This is a genomic window from Sphingomonas sp. Leaf231 (assembly GCF_001421995.1).
Taxonomy (GTDB): domain Bacteria; phylum Pseudomonadota; class Alphaproteobacteria; order Sphingomonadales; family Sphingomonadaceae; genus Sphingomonas.
The window spans coordinates 294,808-313,556 of record NZ_LMLS01000005.1 but is presented as its reverse complement, the minus strand read 5'-3'; the positions used below and the strand labels follow the sequence as shown (position 1 = coordinate 313,556).

20 protein-coding genes are annotated in these 18,749 nt (G+C 65.2%); 10 read left to right on the top strand and 10 right to left on the bottom strand.

Translation table 11 applies throughout. The features are described from left to right. Window position 1: 1 nt before the first annotated feature. From ASE95_RS15890 to flgC, 5 genes are read right to left on the bottom strand one after another with little or no spacing between them, the layout of a single operon-like run. A complete protein-coding gene (locus ASE95_RS15890; RefSeq protein ID WP_056638439.1) occupies window positions 2–1,075 on the bottom strand; it encodes an EscU/YscU/HrcU family type III secretion system export apparatus switch protein in 1,074 nt (357 codons plus the stop codon). A 3-nt stretch (window positions 1,076–1,078) separates the two neighbouring features. Then, window positions 1,079–1,867: a flagellar biosynthetic protein FliR gene (gene fliR / locus ASE95_RS15885; protein ID WP_056638436.1), complete on the bottom strand. Its 789-nt coding sequence runs from the start codon at window positions 1,865–1,867 to the stop codon at window positions 1,079–1,081. Then, window positions 1,864–2,127: a flagellar biosynthetic protein FliQ gene (locus ASE95_RS15880; RefSeq protein WP_056638432.1), complete on the bottom strand. Its 264-nt coding sequence runs from the start codon at window positions 2,125–2,127 to the stop codon at window positions 1,864–1,866. Before ASE95_RS15880 ends, fliR begins: the two co-directional genes overlap by 4 nt. Window positions 2,128–2,131: 4 nt before the next feature. Next, complete coding sequence (locus ASE95_RS15875) at window positions 2,132–2,437, bottom strand: flagellar hook-basal body complex protein FliE (protein ID WP_235528357.1); 306 nt, start codon at window positions 2,435–2,437, stop codon at window positions 2,132–2,134. Between the two features lie 35 nt (window positions 2,438–2,472). Next, on the bottom strand, window positions 2,473–2,880 hold the full coding sequence (gene flgC, locus ASE95_RS15870; protein ID WP_056638423.1) for a flagellar basal body rod protein FlgC: 408 nt from the start codon (window positions 2,878–2,880) through the stop codon (window positions 2,473–2,475). 115 nt (window positions 2,881–2,995) lie between these two features. On the opposite strand from flgC, the gene ASE95_RS15865 reads away from it, so the two are divergent. Genes ASE95_RS15865 through ASE95_RS17805 form a run of 5 tightly spaced genes read left to right on the top strand, consistent with a single transcriptional unit; the run spans window position 2,996 to window position 5,100 of the window. Next, window positions 2,996–3,223 carry a FliM/FliN family flagellar motor switch protein gene (locus ASE95_RS15865; RefSeq protein ID WP_056638420.1) on the top strand — a complete coding sequence of 76 codons (228 nt, stop codon included), beginning with the start codon at window positions 2,996–2,998 and terminating at the stop codon, window positions 3,221–3,223. A 4-nt stretch (window positions 3,224–3,227) separates the two neighbouring features. Continuing rightward, on the top strand, window positions 3,228–3,515 hold the full coding sequence (locus ASE95_RS15860; protein ID WP_056638417.1) for a flagellar biosynthetic protein FliO: 288 nt from the start codon (window positions 3,228–3,230) through the stop codon (window positions 3,513–3,515). Window positions 3,516–3,570: 55 nt separating this feature from the next. Then, complete coding sequence (gene fliP / locus ASE95_RS15855; RefSeq protein ID WP_056638414.1) at window positions 3,571–4,281, top strand: flagellar type III secretion system pore protein FliP; 711 nt, start codon at window positions 3,571–3,573, stop codon at window positions 4,279–4,281. Window positions 4,282–4,328: 47 nt separating this feature from the next. Beyond that, window positions 4,329–4,745: a transposase gene (locus ASE95_RS18610; protein ID WP_082450201.1), complete on the top strand. Its 417-nt coding sequence runs from the start codon at window positions 4,329–4,331 to the stop codon at window positions 4,743–4,745. Window positions 4,746–4,764: 19 nt separating this feature from the next. Then, on the top strand, window positions 4,765–5,100 hold the full coding sequence (locus ASE95_RS17805; protein ID WP_056638413.1) for a hypothetical protein: 336 nt from the start codon (window positions 4,765–4,767) through the stop codon (window positions 5,098–5,100). A gap of 1,306 nt (window positions 5,101–6,406) precedes the next feature. Here ASE95_RS17805 and ASE95_RS15845 read toward each other — a convergent pair. The 4 genes from ASE95_RS15845 to ASE95_RS15830 are packed head-to-tail and all read right to left on the bottom strand — an operon-like array spanning window position 6,407 to window position 12,065. Beyond that, on the bottom strand, window positions 6,407–7,657 hold the full coding sequence (locus ASE95_RS15845; RefSeq protein WP_056638410.1) for a TolC family protein: 1,251 nt from the start codon (window positions 7,655–7,657) through the stop codon (window positions 6,407–6,409). Further along, on the bottom strand, window positions 7,650–10,079 hold the full coding sequence (locus ASE95_RS15840) for an ABC transporter permease (RefSeq protein ID WP_056638407.1): 2,430 nt from the start codon (window positions 10,077–10,079) through the stop codon (window positions 7,650–7,652). The genes ASE95_RS15845 and ASE95_RS15840 overlap by 8 nt, the downstream gene beginning before the upstream one ends. A 14-nt stretch (window positions 10,080–10,093) precedes the next feature. After that, window positions 10,094–10,771, bottom strand: a complete 678-nt coding sequence (locus ASE95_RS15835; RefSeq protein WP_056638405.1) for an ABC transporter ATP-binding protein — start codon at window positions 10,769–10,771, stop codon at window positions 10,094–10,096. Window positions 10,772–10,784: 13 nt separating this feature from the next. Continuing rightward, entirely contained in the window at window positions 10,785–12,065 is a 1,281-nt protein-coding gene (locus ASE95_RS15830; protein ID WP_235528356.1) for an efflux RND transporter periplasmic adaptor subunit, read from the bottom strand. Between the two features lie 60 nt (window positions 12,066–12,125). Here ASE95_RS15830 and ASE95_RS15825 point away from each other — a divergent pair, with 60 nt between their 5' ends. Continuing rightward, a complete protein-coding gene (locus tag ASE95_RS15825) occupies window positions 12,126–13,421 on the top strand; it encodes a response regulator (protein WP_082450200.1) in 1,296 nt (431 codons plus the stop codon). Further along, the gene (locus ASE95_RS15820; protein WP_056638402.1) at window positions 13,411–14,526 is read left to right on the top strand and encodes a sensor histidine kinase; all 1,116 of its coding nucleotides are present in this window, start codon (window positions 13,411–13,413) and stop codon (window positions 14,524–14,526) included. Before ASE95_RS15825 ends, ASE95_RS15820 begins: the two co-directional genes overlap by 11 nt. 538 nt (window positions 14,527–15,064) lie before the next feature. Here the strand turns inward: ASE95_RS15820 and ASE95_RS17800 are convergent. Beyond that, the gene (locus tag ASE95_RS17800) at window positions 15,065–16,249 is read right to left on the bottom strand and encodes a hypothetical protein (protein WP_156348085.1); all 1,185 of its coding nucleotides are present in this window, start codon (window positions 16,247–16,249) and stop codon (window positions 15,065–15,067) included. 121 nt (window positions 16,250–16,370) lie between these two features. On the opposite strand from ASE95_RS17800, the gene ASE95_RS17405 reads away from it, so the two are divergent. The 3 genes from ASE95_RS17405 (at window position 16,371) to ASE95_RS15790 (ending at window position 18,692) form a co-directional block, all read left to right on the top strand. Continuing rightward, window positions 16,371–17,128 (top strand): IS5 family transposase gene (locus ASE95_RS17405; protein WP_156024961.1). Its coding sequence is split into 2 segments (ribosomal slippage): window positions 16,371–16,704 and window positions 16,704–17,128, totalling 759 coding nucleotides; the frame shifts between segments, so codons are not numbered across the junction. A gap of 43 nt (window positions 17,129–17,171) precedes the next feature. Beyond that, on the top strand, window positions 17,172–17,702 hold the full coding sequence (locus ASE95_RS15795) for a LysR substrate-binding domain-containing protein (RefSeq protein WP_056638392.1): 531 nt from the start codon (window positions 17,172–17,174) through the stop codon (window positions 17,700–17,702). Between the two features lie 99 nt (window positions 17,703–17,801). Then, window positions 17,802–18,692 carry an NAD-dependent epimerase/dehydratase family protein gene (locus ASE95_RS15790; protein ID WP_082450198.1) on the top strand — a complete coding sequence of 297 codons (891 nt, stop codon included), beginning with the start codon at window positions 17,802–17,804 and terminating at the stop codon, window positions 18,690–18,692. Window positions 18,693–18,749: the final 57 nt, after the last annotated feature.

The following is an 18,749-nucleotide window of genomic DNA, read 5'->3' as shown; positions in this document are numbered from 1 at the left end:
GCTATTTCGCGACGCCGCCGGTTTGCCGGGCCAGCCGCAGAACGTAGCCGATGATCTCCGCGACCGCGGCATAATGCTCGATCGGGATCGGCCGGTCGATCTCGGCGCTGGCATGAAGTGCGCGCGCCAGTGGTGGGCTTTCGACGATCGGCACGCCGGCGGCTTCGGCTAAGGTACGTATCCTCAGCGCCACGGCGTCGGCTCCCTTGGCGACCACGACCGGTGCGGCCATCTCGCCATGGCGATATTCCAGCGCGACCGCATAATGGGTCGGATTGGTGATGATGACCGCCGCCTTCGGCACCGCCGCCATCATGCGCCGTCGCGATCGTTCCTGACCGATGGCCCGCACCCGTGCCTTGATCTTGGGGTCGCCCTCGCTGTCCTTTATCTCGTCGTAGAGTTCCTTGAACGTCATGCGCAGCCGCCGAATGAAGGCGTGCCGCTGATACAGCATGTCCGCCACGGCTAGCACCCCGACCGCGATCGCGATCGCTTTCAGGGCGCGCAGCACAATCTCCTGCGTCGCGCGCGTGAGATGGCCGGGCGACGCGCCGATCAGACCGTCGAAGGCGATCGCGTGCGGCCAAGCGAACCACAAGGCGACACCCGCCACCAGCATGAACTTCGCGATCGTCTTGACGAACTCGATCAAAGCACGCGTGGCGAAAAGACGTTTCCAACCGGCGAAGGGCGATATCTTCGACCATTTCGGGGCGATCCGCGTCCAGTTCAGGCTGGGCGGTCCCTGCGTCACGCCTGCCAGCACCGCACATCCCAGGAGAAGGCCCATCACCGGCCACAGAGACAGCGCGAGATGAGCGGCGACGCCCGTCGCCAACGAGCGAGCGCCCGCCGCATCCATCGTGAAATCGTTTGCGTCTTTCCACAACCGGGTGGAAGCCCGGCCGATCGCCATCGCGGCCGTGCCGCCCAGGCCGCCGACGATGAGCGCGGCCGCCGCGAAGGTCATCGCGTGACGAACCTCTCCGGACGATGGTGCCTCGCCACGGCGATGCGCCTCGTCAAGTCGGCGCTGGGTCGGCTCTTCGGTCTTCTGACCATCGTCAGCCATCGGTCAATGCCACCCGACCTGACGCAGAAAGGCTGCCATCGTATCGGTAAACACCGTGAGCATCGTCCCCATCGTCGTTGCGAACAATGTCAGGCCGAGCAGGATGTTCAGCGGTTGCGCGATGAAGAACACTTGCAGCGCCGGCGCCATTCTGGCCCCAAGGCCCAAAGCGACATTGAACAGAATGCCATAGAGTATCATCGGCGCTGCCAGGCTGATGGCGAGCATGGTCGCCTGCCCGGCCGCCATGAGCGCGAGCGTGGCGAACCCGTCCGCATCCGGCAGCGCACCGATCGGAAAGGCGCGGTACGATGCGATGATCGCCGTTATCCAAAGATGGTGGATATCGAGCGCGAGACAGACGACCGCGGCTGCCGTTGCCGCGAAGCGCGACAGGATCGGAGTCTGCCCGGACTGCGCCGGATCGAAGACCAGTGCCGACGATAGCCCGATCTGCATGCTGGTGATCGCACCTGCCATCGCCGCCGCCTGGAACATCATGCGCACGATCATGCCGATCGCAAGGCCGATCATGATCTCCGCGACGATGATCGCGATGGGCAAGCCGACCGATGCCGTGATCGTGCGGACGGACGGGCCGAGCAGCCCTGACAATCCGATCGCCAGCCCCACCCCGAACAACAGCCGGATACGGCCCGGGATCGCGTCGTCGGAAAAGGCAGGAAGCAGCATCGTCACCGCGCCCACCCGCGCGAATATGATGAGCAGCGTCGTGACGTGAGGCAGGAATGCCGCGAGCACGTCCGGCGGCAGCCCCGCCAAAGCCGTCATCTCGCGATGACCAGATCCGCGATCCGCGCGGTGAACACCGACATGGAGCGGCCGATCATCGGCATCGTCAACAGCAGCACCGCGCCCATCGCCAGGATCTTCGGCACGAATGTCAGGGTCATTTCCTGCACCTGCGTCAGCGCTTGCAACAATCCGATCACAACGCCGACGATCAGCGATGTCAGCAACAATGGGCCGGCGATCGTGCCGACCAGTAGCAGGGCGGCGCGCGCCACCTCCATAGCCTGGGCGGCATCCATGGCGTCAGACCTGCATACGCATGATTTCGTTATATGCGCCGACCATCCGATCGCGCACGGCGACGACCGTGTTCAGCGCGGTTTCCGCCGCTCCGATCGCGGTGACGACGTCGATCAGGTCACCCTGCCCGGCGACCTGCCGCGCACCGGCTGTCTCGGCGCTTTGAAGTTTGGTGGCGGTGTCGGTCACGAGCGACTGAACCATGTTGCTGAAGTCGGACGGATCGCCGTCCGCTGCAGCCATACTCCCTACCGAAGGAGTCGACGTCGTCGCGGCTGCGCGCTGGTAGGCGCTGACGCCGCTGATCATCTCGATTGCCATGGTCCGTTATCCTGTCGTTGTTGTCAGCGCAGCAGATCGACGGTGCGCATGGTCATGCTTCGCGCCGCCTCGATCGCGTTCAGATTGGCTTCGTACGACCGCTGGGCCGCCTTCATGTCCGCGGTCTCGATCAGGCCGTTCACATTGGGTCGCCGAACATAGCCGGCGGCGTCCGCCGCAGGACTCCCGGGATCGTACACGCGCGAGAATGCCGATTTGTCGCCGACGATCGAGCGCACGGCCACCTGTGTAGCGCCGCTCGTGCGATCGACGATCGACCGGAAGGTCGCCACCCGGCGGCGATAGGGATCGCCGCCCGCCGTCCGCCCGAGCGAATCCGAATTCGCCAGGTTTTCCGCAATTACCCGCATCCGCAGCGCCTGCGCGCGCAAACCGGTCGCGGATGTGGCGACAGATGCCTTGAGATCCATGTTGAACCAGTCCCGTGTCTGATCGATAGCCTCTTTATAGGGCAAAAGATGCCGGGCGCGTCGTCCACGCCCGCAGCCATCCTATAATTATGTCGAGCAAGGGAGCTTTCTCGTCATGATCAAGTCCATTCCGGTCGACATCTCCGTCGTGGTCGGCACTGCGGATATCGCCATCCGCGAGGTACTGAAGATGAGCCGCGGCACGATGATCCCGCTGCATTGCCGTCAATCCGAGCCAAGCGGCATCTACGCAGGTGACAACCTCGTGGCGGAAGGACAGGTGCTGATCGAAGGTGATCGGCTGGCGGTTCAATTGACCCGCGTCTTCGCAGCCATGGCTTGACCGCATGGACATTCTTGCGCTGTCCCGTACGCTCGGCGCCCTGCTGGTCGTGCTCGGCATCCTCGCGGGTGCGAGCTGGGCGGTACGGCGCTACGATCTGCGCCTGCCCGGCGCCCGCGGAACCGCCCCCGATCGCCGTCTGGCAGTCGTAGAGCGATTGGCGATCGACACCCGCCATACGCTGATGATCGTCCGCGTGGACCAACTCGATCACGTCTTGTTGCTTGGGCCGAACATGTCGGTGGCCTTGCCGCACATCTGCGCCTCCGGCGCATCGTCGTTGGAGGTCTGACGCGATGATATCCCCGTACCAACATGGTTGGCGCCCCCGCCTGCGCGTAGTGGGCATGCTGCTGCTGGTATCAGCCCTTCTGGTCGCCAACCCGGCCCTTGCCGCCCCGGCCGCAGGCGCAGGCCTCCCCTCCCCATCGGTGTCGGCGCGCGCGATGCAGATGGTGCTGGGACTGACGGTATTAAGCCTCGCGCCGGGCATTCTGATGACGGTGACGTCGTTCACCCGGATCATCGTCGCGCTCTCGCTGCTTCGCACGGGAATCGGCGCGCCTGGCGTGCCGCCGAACCCCGTGATCGTCAGCCTGGCCCTTTTCCTGTCGTTCTTCGTGATGGCGCCGACATTCGAGACGGCGTGGAAGAACGGCGTGCTCCCCTACAATGCCGGCAAGCTCACGGAGCAGCGCGCCATCGACGCAACGACGGCGCCGTTCCGCACCTTCATGCTTCATCACGTTCGCAAAGACGATGTGACCTTGTTCGTCCGCCTTTCACCGCACCCGGCGACCAAGCTGGCAGACATTCCGATGACGACACTGATGCCGGCCTTCATGATTTCGGAACTGCGCCGGGCGTTCGAAATCGGCTTTCTCTTGCTGTTGCCGTTCCTGGTCATCGACCTGGCGGTCGCGGCCGTTCTGATGGCAATGGGAATGATGATGTTGCCACCAGTGACGATTTCGATGCCGATGAAGATCATCTTCTTCGTGCTGGTGGATGGCTGGGCACTTGTCGCCGGCTCGCTGGTAAAAAGCTTTTCGCCGTAGGGCTTGTGGCGATTTACGGCTGACCTTGTCTGTAATTTAAACTGCGGATGGATCGTTTCATACGGACTGATCCCCGACGCGCGAGAATAGAGCCGCACTGCCTGGGCAAACGCACTGCCGCGGGTCGCAGTGAAAGGGACAACCGGCTGTCCGTCGAGGCGTGGTCGTGGATTGCGCGCACGGGCAGGCCGTGCCGTGATCTGCCAGCGCTAGTCGGAACTTGCAGTACGGCGTTCCGGCGGTTTCGCGAATGGCGGGCAGCCGATGTGTTCAAGCGGGTATTCGGTGCCTGCTCAGGGGAGCCCGACATGGATGCGCCATGGTCGATGCCACGATCGTCAAGGTTCATCGGCATGGCCAAGGCGCAAAAGTGGACTCAAAGCCACGCCATCGGTCGCTCGAAAGCCGGCATGAGGACCGATCCTTGCACTCACCGACGCGCTGGGCAATCTTGTTCGCCTTGAACTGCTACCCGGACGGCGCTTGCTGGCGTTCGCGATTGACTGGACGGGCGTGGCACGCCTTGACGTTGACCGGCTGCACCAACATACGCGAATCCTGCCGGGCATCGGCATCGGCATCGGCATCGGCATCGGCATCGGCATCGGCATCGGCATCGGGGCCGCCATAGATCGAATAAAGAGCGATTTGACCAACCAGCGTCGGCGGTCATCAATCGCGAAGCTCGCCGCAGCGAGGAGCCGGTCAGTTTTTCCCCTCCAGATTGCGTTGAAACCCGATGTTCTCCCGCAAGGCAACGATCGTTTGCAGATCGGCGATGCGCTGCGCGTCCCAGCCTTCGGCTTCGAGCCTGCGTAGTTCGTCGGGCAGGAACGACATGTACGCCCCGTGTAGTTCGGCCCACGAAGATACGGTTCGTGGCGAAACGATGGTCGACATCGTACGGAGTTCACCATCACCCGTTGCAGACTTCGGCCAAGCGTTCCTCGTACATCGCTCGGCGATCGTCTGGGACTTGCTTTCCATCAGCTCGCGGTTGGCGCTAACCCGTTCGTTCATCATGGTCACCACCCGATCATAGGACGGTCAACACCGCGCCCCGGTTCCGCGCCTGCAGCCGGTCGGGGGTCCCGAGCGACAGACGAACGTCGATGGGCGTATTATGGAACGAACAACGAACCCTGCGCCACCAGAAAACGTGGCCGCAGCGATAGACATGCTGGAGCGAGGCCAAGGACGTTGATCTCCCCGCACACCCCATTGGCACAGCCAACTGTACACACTGGGGCATCCGGACCGGGGTTAAGCAGTTCGATCAATCACTTAGCTTGAAATTGGCTGGGGCGGCAGGAGTCCCACCCAACCAACACACCAACTAAGTAGTTGATTTTATGACATGCAGGAGGCGCCTGCACATCATAATGCTACAATGCATTGGCACAACGCGCAATCGTCATTTGGCCGGTGCTTGTATCTCACCGCTTTGACGGGCTGGCCCGAAACAGTGAATAAGGTCGACCATTAATCGATGGTCAGCCTGTTTCGCGCCATCACGGCCGCCATGCCCAATCCATCGCGTCGTCCACATGCATATTCGTCGGAAGTCGAAGATGTGTCTTCATCTTGAGACGAAGTTGGCCTGCCCTACCGCCACTGATAAGGTAAACGCTTGGTGCGACTTTCGGTCTTGGCCGATCCGCCGCACGGCTCGATTGCCCTCGGCGTCGATAATGACCGCGAACGGCCTTCTGCGCGACATCGGCTCCCAACCGGCCAATATCGCGGAGCGCATGCACCGCGCGATCGTCGCGTCGTCAAGCTGGAGCCGACCACGTGATGAAGACCCAAAATCAGCCGCTCAGATGCGTCGAGCCGCTTCTCCAAAGCGGACATACATTCATCATATCCATGTCAAGTTTACGTCGGTGCCGCGATTGTGTGAGACGGCCAAGAGGAGACAAATCTCACGTGAAGGTTCAGCGTCGCGGAGAGTATGGAAAGGGACGACAGGCGGCGGCAATCGTTGAGTCTGGCGGAGCATAGGCCACCAAGGCTCACGCGCTCACCGGCATCATTTACCACTCCGATGCACTGGCTCGTCAGCAAGCCGCATAAACGGCTTGCAGGCCAAACCCATATCATCGCTGAGAGGCGCGTCCGCCGCTCAACGGTAGGCGGCAAGGGTCAGGCCGCCTACTGCTCGCAACATGCCAGCCTGCGCGACCAAGACGTCGGCCCGCGCGCGCGCCACATCAAGCTGCGCACCGCGATAGCTCTGATCCGCGATCAGGATATCCACCGTCGAGCGCAACCCGAAGCCATATTCTGCGCGCACGCCACGAAGCGCGAGGTCAGCGGCCTTCAGCCCTGCGACCCCCGCCTCCAGCCGCGTTCGGGCAGCGATCAGCGCTGCCCAGGCTGCATCCGTCCCGCGCTCCGCCTCGCGCGTCGCGGCATCGACGGCGAAGCGGTCCGCACGCCAATTCGCCCGCGCCTCCCTCACGCGCGAACCGACGAAGCCGCCGGTCAGCAGCGGGATTCGCAGCGTCAACCCGGCATTGCCTGCGAGCGGGAACCCGCCCCCCGCATCGCCGATCCGCGTTCCGCGCCCATATCCGCCAGAGGCGTCCAGTGCTGGCGCCCCTTCCGCCCGTGCGGCATCGATCCGCTCAGCACTGGCGCCGAGTGCGCGACGCCGCGCCAGCAGCAAGTGATTGTTCTCCGCCGCCGCGCCGCGCGCGTCGCTGAGCGTGCGCGGAAGGTCTGGCCCGGTGCCGTCGGCAGGCGCCGTCAGCGCGCCCGCCGCGCGCCCGACGATCGCGCGATAGCCGGCCTGGGTGGTCGCCAGTGCTCCTTCGGCATCGGCGAGGTTCGCGGCGACGCTCGCGCGCTGCGCCTCCAGCTGCGACACGTCGGTCAGTGTCGACTGGCCGAGCCCGAAGCGCGCGCGCGCCTCCTCGACCTGCTGATCGAGCCGCTGGATCCCTACGCGCGCGACCTCCACCGACTGCTGGTTGAAAAGCAGGGCGGCATAGACCTCCACCACCTGTTCCAGCACCGCCTGTTCCGTATCTCTCAGCCACTCGCGCCCGGCCGCGACGTCATCGCTGGCGGCGCGCACCGCCGAGGGGACGCGTCCGCCGGTCCAGATCGGCAGCGTCGCCGCCACGACACCCGTTGCGGCTCGGCCATAGCCGAGGTCGTCATACCCCGCACCCCCCGTCGCCGCGGCGGTGAGGCGACCAGCGGCACGCGCCTGTTCGGGGGCTTCAGCCAGCGCCTCCTGGCGGGCGCGAGCCGCGGCGAGCGCGGGATTGCTCGCCCACGCCTCCGCCAGCGCCTCGCGCAGCGTTTCGCCCGAGGCCGGCGCGGCAAGCGTCAGCGCGGCCGTCAGCAGCAGCACGCGCTTAGTCATGGCGCAGCGCCCAGGCGGGCGCCGCGCGGCTGGCGCGCAGCGATTGGCCGAGCACGGTCAGCACCGCGATGACGATCGCCAGCGCGCTCGCCCCGAGGAAGTACACCGGCGAGAGCGTCACGGCATCACTGAACCCCGCCAGCCACGTCCGCATCGCGAAATAGGCGAGCGGCCAGGCGACGAGGTTGGCGATCAGCACCGGACGCAGGAACTGCCCGACCAGGAGCTTGACGATGTCCTCTGATGACGCGCCCAGCGTCTTACGAATACCGATCTCCTTCGTTCGGCGCGCGGTGTTGAAGGAGGCGAGTCCCCATAAGCCGACGCACCCGATCAGCACCGCCAACCCCGCACCGATCGCGAAAAGGTGAGTGGCGCGATCGTCGGCTTCGTAGAAATCGGCGAGTCGCTGGTCGGCAGTCTTGAGCGCCAGCGGCACCTGAGGCGCCATCCGCTGCCAAAGGTCCGCCACCCCTTTTATAGCGCTGCGCGGGTCGCCTGCGATGCGAATCGTCGCGACCGACGTGCTGACTGTCTCCGGCTTGCGCGTGTAGATGTAATAAGTGGGCGCGATCGGGTTGCGCGGCGTGTCGAAACGCATGTCATAGACCACGCCGATGATGGTGCGCGGGCGATCACCACCCAGCGTCTTTCCGATCGCCTCCTGCGGCGTCTTGAACCGCAGCGTGGACACTGCCCGGCGATTGATCACGATATTCGCGCCATCCGTGCCCTTGCGGCCGGTCGTGTCGTCGCCGCCATGGACTTCGTCGAACCAGCGCCCGGCGAGCAACCTCGAGCCATGGGTCTCGAAGAAGCGTGGGCTTACCAGAACCCAGGTGAGCGACGGCCCCGGCCCGGCCACGCCGGGCAGCGGCACGTTGGTGTTGTTGCTTTCCCCGCTGCCTCCAACCGCGGCGTTGGCGATGGTGGCGTCCGTCACCTGCGGCAAGGCGCGGATCGCGGCGAGGATTGTATTCTTGCGATCGACCGGCACGGCCGGGTCAGACAATGAGGTCAGTACGAGCAGTGAAGCGCGCTGGAAGCCGAGGTCGGTGGAGCGGACGTGCCGCGTCTGCGCAACCAGCACCGCCGTGCCGATCATGAAGGCGATGGCAAGTCCGAACTGCCCGATCACCAGCAACTCGCGGACGCGGGTGCCCGCCCGCCCCCCGCCCGGTGAGCGTGACGAGGCCAGAACCGCCGCGGCAGGGAAGCGCGCAAGCATCAGCGCGGGATAGACCCCTGCCAGCACGCCGACGACGATGGCGAGCACTGCCAGCGCCGGGACGATCACGCCGTAGGGGATCGTCAGCGACAGGCCGCCCGCGGCATTGACCAGTGGCAGCCCCAGTTCCGCGAGGATCAGCCCGACGAGCGCGGCGATCGCCACGGTCAGTACCGCCTCGCCGAGGAATTGCCGCACCAGCGCACCACGGTCGGCGCCCAGCACCTTGCGCATCGCCACTTCACGGGCGCGCAGCCCGGCACGGGCGGTGGCGAGATTGACGTAATTGACCACCGCGATCAGCAGCGTCAGCACGCCGACCAGCCCCAATGTAACGACGGTCAGTTTGCGGCTCCCGCCATCGCTGCCCTCGGGCGTCAGGTGCAGATCGGTCAGCGGCAGCAGCTTGAGTTGCTGGGTGTCCGATGGCTTGGTTCCCGGCTCCGCCATCTCCTTCCCCCGCCGGTCGACGAAGGCGGGCAGCTTGCCCTCGAATGCCCGCGCGGCGGACGGTGTGTCGAAGCGAACCAGGGTGCGCAGCGACGCGCTGCCCCAGTGATGCCAATACTTGTTCGCCATGTCGTGGGTGAGCGGCACCAGCACCGACAGCTTGAAGTCGCTGTTCTTGGGCAGGTTGCGAAACACGGCGCTCACGCGATAGGTACGGACCTTGTCCATCGACAGCACCAGCGTCTGCCCGATCGGATCGCGATCGCCGAAATAGGCGCGCGCGGTCGTTTCGTCGATCGCGGCGTTCCCCGGCTGCGCCAACGCGGACGCATGATCGCCAGATACCAGCGGCAGCGGCATCACCTTGAAGAAACTTGGGTCGACCTGCGCCGCATCCACAGTTGTCGCGCGGCCGTCGGCGAGGATCGCACCTCCCTTGTCGCCGCCATTGATCTGGACGCCGAGGATGCCGGGAAAATCCTGTCGCATCTCGTCGAGCAATCCGCCCATCGTCCAGGGATAGGGGCCGTTCGCCGGACTCTCTGGGATGGTCCATACCGTTTGCACAACATAGACCTTATCGTGGCCGGGCAGCCACTTCTCGAAACCGGTCTCGAACCGCACGTAAAGCCCGAGCACGAGGAACACCGCGATTCCGATGGCAAGGCCGCCAATGTTGAACGCGGCGTAGAGCCGGTGTCGCACCAGCGCGCGGTAAAAGGAGGTGAAGGCGGAGGCGTTCATTGGACGGGCTCCCTTCAGATCGCGCGCGCGGCGGAGGCGACGATGCGGCCGTCGAGCATGTCGATGCGGCGCTTCGCCATGTCGGCGTGGCTGGGCGAGTGCGTGACCATCACGATCGTCGTGCCGGCGTCGTTCAGGCCGGTGAGTATGTTCATCACCTGCTCCCCATTTGCGAGGTCGAGGTTGCCGGTCGGTTCGTCCGCGAGGATCAGCTTCGGCTCGCCGACGATCGCGCGGGCGATGGCGGCACGCTGCTGCTGACCGCCGGACAATTGATGCGGAAAGTGGCGGGCGCGATGCGCGATGCCGACCTTGTCCATCGCCGCGGCAACGCGCGTGCGCCGATCCGACACATCGCTGCGATAGGCGAGGCCGAGCGCGACATTCTCCTCGATCGTCAGCTCATCGATCAGGTTGAAACTCTGGAACACGAAGCCCAGCGTCGTGCCGCGGAACCGTGCGAGGGCCTTTTCGTCCAGGGTCGCGAGATCTTGGTCGCCGAACAGGTAGCGGCCCGCGCTCGGCCGATCGACCGTGCCCAACGTATTGAGCAGGGTCGACTTGCCGCAGCCGGAAGGGCCCATGATGGCGAGGAACTCGCCGCGTGCGACGTGCAGGTCGATGTCGGCCAGCGCGATGGTCTCGACCTCGTCGGAGACATAGTGGCGCTGGATGTTCTCCATGCGGATCATGTGCTTGGCTCCCCTATCGAATGTTCAGGATGTCGCCCTTCACGGACGAGGTGTTGCTGGTGACGATGCGCTCGCCGGGATTGAGGCCGGACACGATTTCCACCTGTTCGGGATTGCGGCGACCGGTCCTGACGGCGCGGCGGCGGGCATGCGCGCCGTCCGCGTCGAGAACGAAGGCCGAGTTTCCGCCTCCCGACTCCAGCCAGCCGCCGACCGGCGCCACGACCGCGTTGCTCGCTGCGCCGAGCGTGATGCGCAGGTCGAGTGTTTGACCGCGGTTGAGCCCGGCGCGCGGCGCGCGGTCGAAGGTCAGTTCGACGCGGAAGCGGCCTTCCTTTACCGCCGGCAGCACCTTGGAAACGGTCAGCAAGACGCCGTCTGCGGTCCTGGCTTTCTGCCCGACTGCAACGCGGCCAAGGAAGAATTCGTCGACGTCTGCTTCAAGCTTCCATGAGCCTTCGCTGTCGACCTGCCCAGCCGGATCGCCAGGCTTCAGCGTCTGGCCGGGCTGCAACGTGAAGTTGGTGAGCCGCCCGCCTGCAGGCGCGCGGACCGTCAGCGTCGACAGCCCGGCGCGCACCGCGCTCAGATTGCCTGCGAGCCGGCTCTGCGTCTCCTCCAGCCGCGCCGATTGCGTCGAGGTAATGCGGGCCTCGGTGGCGCGCCCGTTGCGGAGCTGCGCCAGACGCCGCTCCTGATAGGCCGCTTCCTCCTCAAAGCTCTTCACTCCTGCGTCCGAAAGGAACCCTTTGTCGTGAAGCTGCTGGCGGATGCCGAGGTCGCGGCGCGCCTTGATGAGGTCATATTCGGCCTGCGACACCTGCGCGGCGCGGTCGAGCCGGTTGCGCTCGATCCCCAGGCCTTCGCTGGCGATGCCGCCGAGCTGGCTGGCGATCTGCGCCTCGCGCGTCAGCACGTCCAGTTTGAGCGTCGGATTGGCCAGCGTCGCGAGCGGCTGCCCCTCCACCACCATCGCGCCGTCCTGCGCCAGCATTTGCTCCACTTGCCCACCCGACAGGACGCCGACCAAAGTGGTCAACCGGGGGGCGACCTTGGCGCGCACCGGAAGATAATCGTCAAACGCGGCGCGCGTGACCTCGCCGGTGTCGACGTCCCTCGCCGAGATGTCGGTCGATCCGGCCGCCGGCAGCATCCACCACGCCGCCACGGCGACGAGCGCGACCGCCACCACGATCAGCAAGCCACGCTGCCGCCACCACCGCTTCGGCTTCTGTGCTACGCGCCGGTCCATTGCAGCACCGGAACCCGTGCCGGACGGGGCACTTGCGCCCATCTTCTGTTCGGTCATCATGGTCGTAGTGTCGCGCAGGTCGAGCAAAAACCCTAAGTCACTATGAACGCAGGATTCTCTTCAAAGGACGTGGATAGTGTCCGTCCGAATTCGGACACGGTGTTCGGAAATGGACACCCGAGCGACGCGTCAAGCGGGCTCTCTATCCTGCTCGTCGACGACAACCGCCATGTCGCCGAATCGCTCGGAGTGGCGATGCGACTCGCGGGGCACCGGCTCGCGCATGCCGAGGGGCCGGAGGCGGCGTTGTCGCTGCTGGCGTCGCAGCGATTCGACGCGATCCTGCTCGACCTCAATTATTCGCTGGGCCAGACAGACGGCGCGGAGGGGCTGGCGCTTCTCGCGCGCCTCCACGTCGAAGATCCCGCCGCGCGCATCGTGGTCATCACGGCACACAGCGGCATAAGGATCGCGGTAGCGGCGATGCGCGCGGGTGCCAGCGACTTCGTGATGAAGCCGTGGCGCAACGCCGACCTCATCGCCGCGCTGGAGCGGGTTGCGCGGCAGACCGGTCCGGCCCCGACGCTCGCGCCGGTGGCGATGACAGATCAGCCGGCTCGCCTGATCGGCGAGAGCGACGCGATCGCCCGAGTCCGCTCCCTGATTGGACGCATCGGCCCGACCCCCGCAGGGGTCGTGGTAAGCGGTTCCTCGGGCAGCGGGCGCAGCCTCGTCGCCGCCGCGCTCCACGCCGCCTCGCCGCAAGCCGCCGAGCCGCTGACGATTGTCGACCTGCGCGACGCGGCGTCATGGTCGGGGATCGCGGCGGCGCGCAGCGCGCTGCTGCTGCGGCATCCCGACCGGATGGGAGAGGTCGAGCAGGACCGCCTGCGTCACTTGTTGCCCGCTGCGGCGCGCTGCATCTCGATCGCGGACCGTCCCGCTGCGATCGCGCCCGCGCTCGCCCGGCGCATCGCCACGGTCGAAATCGCGGTCCCGCCGCTCGCCGCGCGCGGCGACGACGTGCTGATCCTCGCGCGCCACTTCCTCCGCCTCGCCGCTAAGCGCTACGGCCGTTCGGGCGTGCGCCTCTCCCCAGCCGCGGAAACCGCGCTCCGTACCGCGGATTGGCCCGACGAGGTGCGCGGGCTCGCTGCCGCAATCGAGCGCGCGGTGCTGCTTGGCGAGGGCGACACGATCCACGCCGACGATCTAGTCGCCACGTCTGCCCCGACCGCGCTTCCCGCACCTGCGGCGCGCTTCGACCTCGACGAAAACGAGCGCGCAATGATCGAGGCGGCCTTGCGCGAACATCGCCACAACGTCTCGCACGCTGCCGCCGCTCTGGGGCTGAGCCGCGGCGCGCTTTACCGCCGCATGGCGCGCCATGGCCTTTGAGGGGCGTAGCCTCACGACGATCGCATCGGGGCTGGGACTGGCGATCGGCGGCGGGTTGCTGGTGCTGGCGTGGCAGGCGGGGCTTTGGGCCTCGACCGCGGGGGCGCTGCTGGTCGTGCTGTGGGTCGTGGCGGCGAGCGGATGGGCAGCGATGCACCGTCCACCGGCGAAGGCCGCTATCCCCGCGGAACCGCTTGATCCCTTGTCCGTCCGCCTCCTGCTCGACCAAGTCCCTGTGCCGCTGGTGCGGGTCGATGCGGGCGACGCGCGTGCGATCAATCGTGCCGCCCGCACCTTGTTTGCGACTGACGAGCGCATTCTGCCCGTGCCGCCAGCGCTCGCCGAACCCGCGGCGCGCACCGTGCGCCACGAGGGTCGCGGGTTGCGGATCGACGCGGTCGAGGGGCGGCGCGGCGATCGGCTTCTGGCGTTGATCGACGTCGAGGCGGAGGAGCGCGCCGCACAGGATCGTGCGGCCGACGAGATGATCGACATCCTAGGGCACGAACTTCTCAACGGCCTGTCGCCGATCGTCTCGCTGGCTGACAGCGCGATAACCGCCGCGGCAGCGGGGCACCCGTCGCTGCCGGAGATCCTCGCGACTCTCGCCCGCCGGATCGAGGGGCTGGAAGCGTTCACCCGCGGCTATCGCGATCTCGCACGCCTCCCTGCTCCCGATCGCGGACCGGTGTCTCTCCCTGAATTCGGCGAGGATCTCGCGCGGTTGTTCGCGGCGCGCTTCGGCCCGGACGTGACACTGACCTGCGCGATTTTGGACGCGGCTACAGCAGACGTGGATCGCGACCAGTTGACGCAGGCGGTCTGGGCCCTGCTGCAGAACGGCGCCGAGGCGGCGGGCAAGGATGGTAGCGTCACGCTGTCGATCACGCACACGCCGAGGGTGCTGACGATCCTGGTCGGCGACAGCGGCGCCGGAGTCGCGCCCGACGCCCGCACCCGAATCTTCCGTCCCTTCCACACCAGCAAGCCCGATGGTTCGGGGATCGGTCTCACCCTCGCACGTCGCATTGCGCGTGCTCACGGCGGCGACGTAACGCTGGACAATGGCCGCACGACGCGCTTTCGGCTGATCGCCCCGTTCTAGTTCAGGACAGACGTTAAAGAACCTGAACTGTGTGCGGGAGCTAGAGCTACCAGAGAGGGTCGGTCGTAGGCCCCTTTTTGTGTTCAAACTTGCGAGGTTCTGCCCCAGATATGATGCGTCACCTTTGAACGGACGATTTGCGGAGCGAAGGTTCGCTCTTCCGGCCGATGCTGACGAGCGGTCGGCGCTGGCTGACAGCCAATGAAAACTACCGTCGAGTGAACCCAGTTTCGGTCATTCGGCGCGGCCTTTCCATATCCCAACTCCTGCCGTTCGTTCAGCTAGCAACAAGTGTTCCGTTCACGGCCGCACCGATTGCCCGAACTTCCGGCATTGGGGGCTTATGGACAGTCCACTTTCGCTTTGCGGCCACGCTATACGCACGTCCTTGCAAGCGGATTTGATCGTCCCAGGGGCGGCCTGGTCCGAGGTTTCAATCTCAAAGAAGCTCCTATCGACCGCTCGGATGATCAACCACTTTTAGGTTGCGTCATCGGAAAGCGCGCTCACGAAATCGCCAAACTACCTGCCCGGCGGTCTATTGAGCTATGGCTACGAAGGGGACCGATGACTTGACAGCCGCTTCGTTCGTTTGGAGGTCCACCAGGAAGGTCAACAGGGACAAGGTCTCGAGCGTACGATCGCCTTCGGCGACGCGGCCTGCCGGACTGACGTAGAACCTGCTTCCTTGAAACGAGGTGGAGACGACGCTGTCCGGCGGAGCGGACTTCGAGCATGCCAGCCTTAAATCGAACAGCCGGGGTGTGGCAGGTGCTGCCGTTGTGCCGTCGCAGTGTTTCCTCTGGTTGCGATGGTTCCGCGCATGAGCTTCGCCGAGATACTGGTATATGCCAAAGACGGATCTCATGATGATGCCGGTGGGGCCGGCTTGAACCTGCCCCAGGACCTTCTTGGTCGTCGGCCGCGGAGGCGCCGGTTTCTCCGAGCAGGCCCTCTCCAAGTGCACACCCGTGATTTCAACATCGCCTTTGGCGGCCACCTCCACCATGACGTCGGTGGCGCTCACTGACGTGATCGACTTGACGTACTTGCCCTCACCGACGCCGTCCTTCGTCAGGCTTAGCGCATCCTTTCCACTCATCCGAAGCCTAGCGTAGGGCTTTTCGGCTCCCGGTTGGATATCGAACGCCGTCGCTTGTTCGAGAGCCTCTAGGAAGAGCTCGTCCTCCTTCTCGTCGTTTCCGCCGTTGAGCACGACATCCCCGTTCTGGCAGACCACTCCGCCGATGGTCAGGCTGAGAACGACCTGCCGTGACCAACCCTGGCTCAAAAGAAGGTCTATAGTACTGGGTGAAAGAGGTCGCGATATGCCCAGGACGAATTCTTTGGTCGCCAACGGGGTGATGGAGACGGTCGGATTTCTCGAGGAGAAGCTAACCTCCGGGGAGATCGAGTCCTCGCCGCCGGCTATGATATTTGTGAAGGGCAGCTTGAGCGTGGCGCCTGTCCTAAGTCCGCCCTGCACGCTGGATATCGTGGAGAACTGCAGCGGCTGTCGTTCGGAGGCCCTCAGAATGTTTATGACGGTAACTTCGTCGCGAGATTTGGCAAAAGCTTTGTTGTAGTCGACGGCCGCCTTGCCTGTCGGCTGGAGTGTTCCACATGCACCCAGCGCTATTGGCAGCCAAATTATAGCAGCGTTGCGTTGCATCCTGATATATCGCCGTTTCAAACGTCTTCTCCTCAAGAGATACGCGCGCAACAGGCTCTAAAGCGTCATAAGTCTGATCGACAATGGCGATAAATCAAGCGAAAAGTACTACGGTCAGGACCCATTGATGTGAGCGCCGCGATCTGATTCAGGCCCCGTGAGGAGAGCGTGGATGAGCGACCTGTACTGGTTGACGGATGAGCAGATGGCGCGCCTGCAGCCGTACTTCCCCAAGAGCCATGGCAAGCCGCGGGTCGATGACCGACGGGTGCTGAGTGGCATCGTCTTCGTCAATCGCAACGGACTGCGCTGGTGTGATGCACCGAGCGCGTATGGTCCGCACAAGACGCTGTACAACCGGTGGAAGCGCTGGGGTGAACGGGGCGTTTTCCTGCGCATGATGGAGGGTCTGGCGTCAGCGGAGGCCGTGCCGAAAACAGTCATGATCGACGCGACTTACCTGAAGGCACACCGCACGGCATCGAGCCTGCGGGTTAAAAAGGGGATCTCGGCCGCCTGATCGGCCGCACGAAAGGCGGTATGAACACCAAGTTGCATGCCGTCAGCGATGCGGATGGGCGGCCCTTGAGCTTCTTCATGACCGCCGGGCAGGTCAGCGACTACACCGGCGCGGCAGCTCTGCTCGACGATCTGCCAAAGGCGCAATGGCTGCTTGGTGATCGCGGTTATGATGCGGATTGGTTCAGGGACGCCCTGGAAGCCAAGGGCATCCAGCCCTGCATCCCGGGCCGTAGATCGCGCAACGAGCCGGTCAGGTACGACAAGCGGCGCTACCGGCGCCGCAGCCGCATCGAGATCATGTTCGGCCGCCTGAAAGATTGGCGCCGCGTCGCCACACGCTACGACCGATGCCCAACGGTCTTCCTCTCCGCCGTCGCCCTCGCGGCCACAGTCATCTTCTGGCTATGACCAATGAGTCCTGACCCTAGCCATCGAAGCGCCTCGTCTCGAGGTGCGGGTCCGCGGCATTTTTGGGAAGGACGAGGTCGTCGATCTCCTCGACAGTGGCGAGGCGAGCCTCGCACTCAGCGTTCCCGTCCACGCCTCGGCACGCATCCTGACACGCCCGCTGCTTCGGGAAGGTTTCGTCTGCATCGCCCGGCCCGGGCATCCGGCCTTTGCGAACGAGGCCGACGTCGCGGCGTTCGCGGCGGCGCCCCATCTCCTGGTATCGCCCGAGGGGGATCGTGCGGGGCTGGTCGACCGCAAGCTTGCGGCACTTGGGCTGGCACGCCGTGTCGTGCTGAGCTTGCCGCAGTTTCTGGTCGCGCCGTTCGTCGTCGCTGACACCGACCTGATCGCGACGCTTGCCGCGCGCGTCGCCCGGCGGTTCGCTGCGGCCAATCTGGGTATTGTCGTGCATGAGCCGCCGGTTGCGTTGCCGGACTGGCCGCTGGCGATGATGTGGCATCGGCGGGTAAATGACCATCCCGCTACGGTCTGGCTTCGCGACTGCATTGCCGGGATCGCCGCGTCGGCCTGACGCCATCGTCCTCGCTGATAACGGCGTATCAACTTTGGCGATTTCCCGCAGCGCCCCAGTTCCGCTCTACCTGCGGCACAGAAGCAATGGGATGCTGACATGCGTGTATTGGTAACGGGTGCTACGGGATTGATCGGCGGGGCGGTCGCACGTCGATTGGCGGTGGCGAAGCATGACGTGGTCGGGCTTGCGCGTTCGGAGGCGAGCGCGGTCAGGCTGACCGACATGGGCTATCAGGCGGTCCAAGGCGACCTGGGCGATGCGGTCAGCATCGCCAACGCTGTCCAGAGCGTCGATGCGGTCGTCCATGCCGCGTCGCCGAACGACCAGAACAGCGCGGCTTATGACGAAGCGGCGACCCGCGCGATCATCGATGCGCTGCGCGGCACGTCAAGGCGCTTTGTCTATACGAGCGGCTGTTTCCTGTACGGCGCCACCGGCGATAGGCCCGCAACGGAGGATAGCCCGCTCAATCCGCTGGAAATGGTGCGCTTTCGCCAGGCGCTCGAAGCGGAGATCCTCGGCGCCGCGGCCGATGGCGTTCACAGCATCATCATCCGTCCCGCCTGGGTCTACGGCAACCACGCCTGGACCACGATGATGATGTACGGCTCGGCGCAGGAACATGGCGCTGCGCGGTACGTCGGCAACGGGCGGAACCGCTGGACATGCGTGCATGTCGACGATCTCGCCGATCTGTATCTGCTCGCGCTCGAGAAGGCGCCGGCGGCCTCGATCTTCAACGGCGCGCAAGGCGCCGCTATCCCGCTGATCGACATCGCACGCGCCGCCAGCGAGGGGGCGGGCGCCGCGGGCCGGGTGGCGGAGTGGCCACTGGAAGAGGCTCGGCAGGCGCTCGGGGGCTTCGCGGATGCGATCGCGTGCGACCAGCTGGTGTCGGGCGAACGCGCCGAACGCACGCTTGGTTGGCGTCCGTCGCGGCATTCGATCCTCGATGAACTGCGCTCCTACGCCGCGCCAGCCGTCTGACCGCACGTCGTTGCGATGATCGGGTCGTCTCGATCGCAGACAGCCGTTCACCTCGAC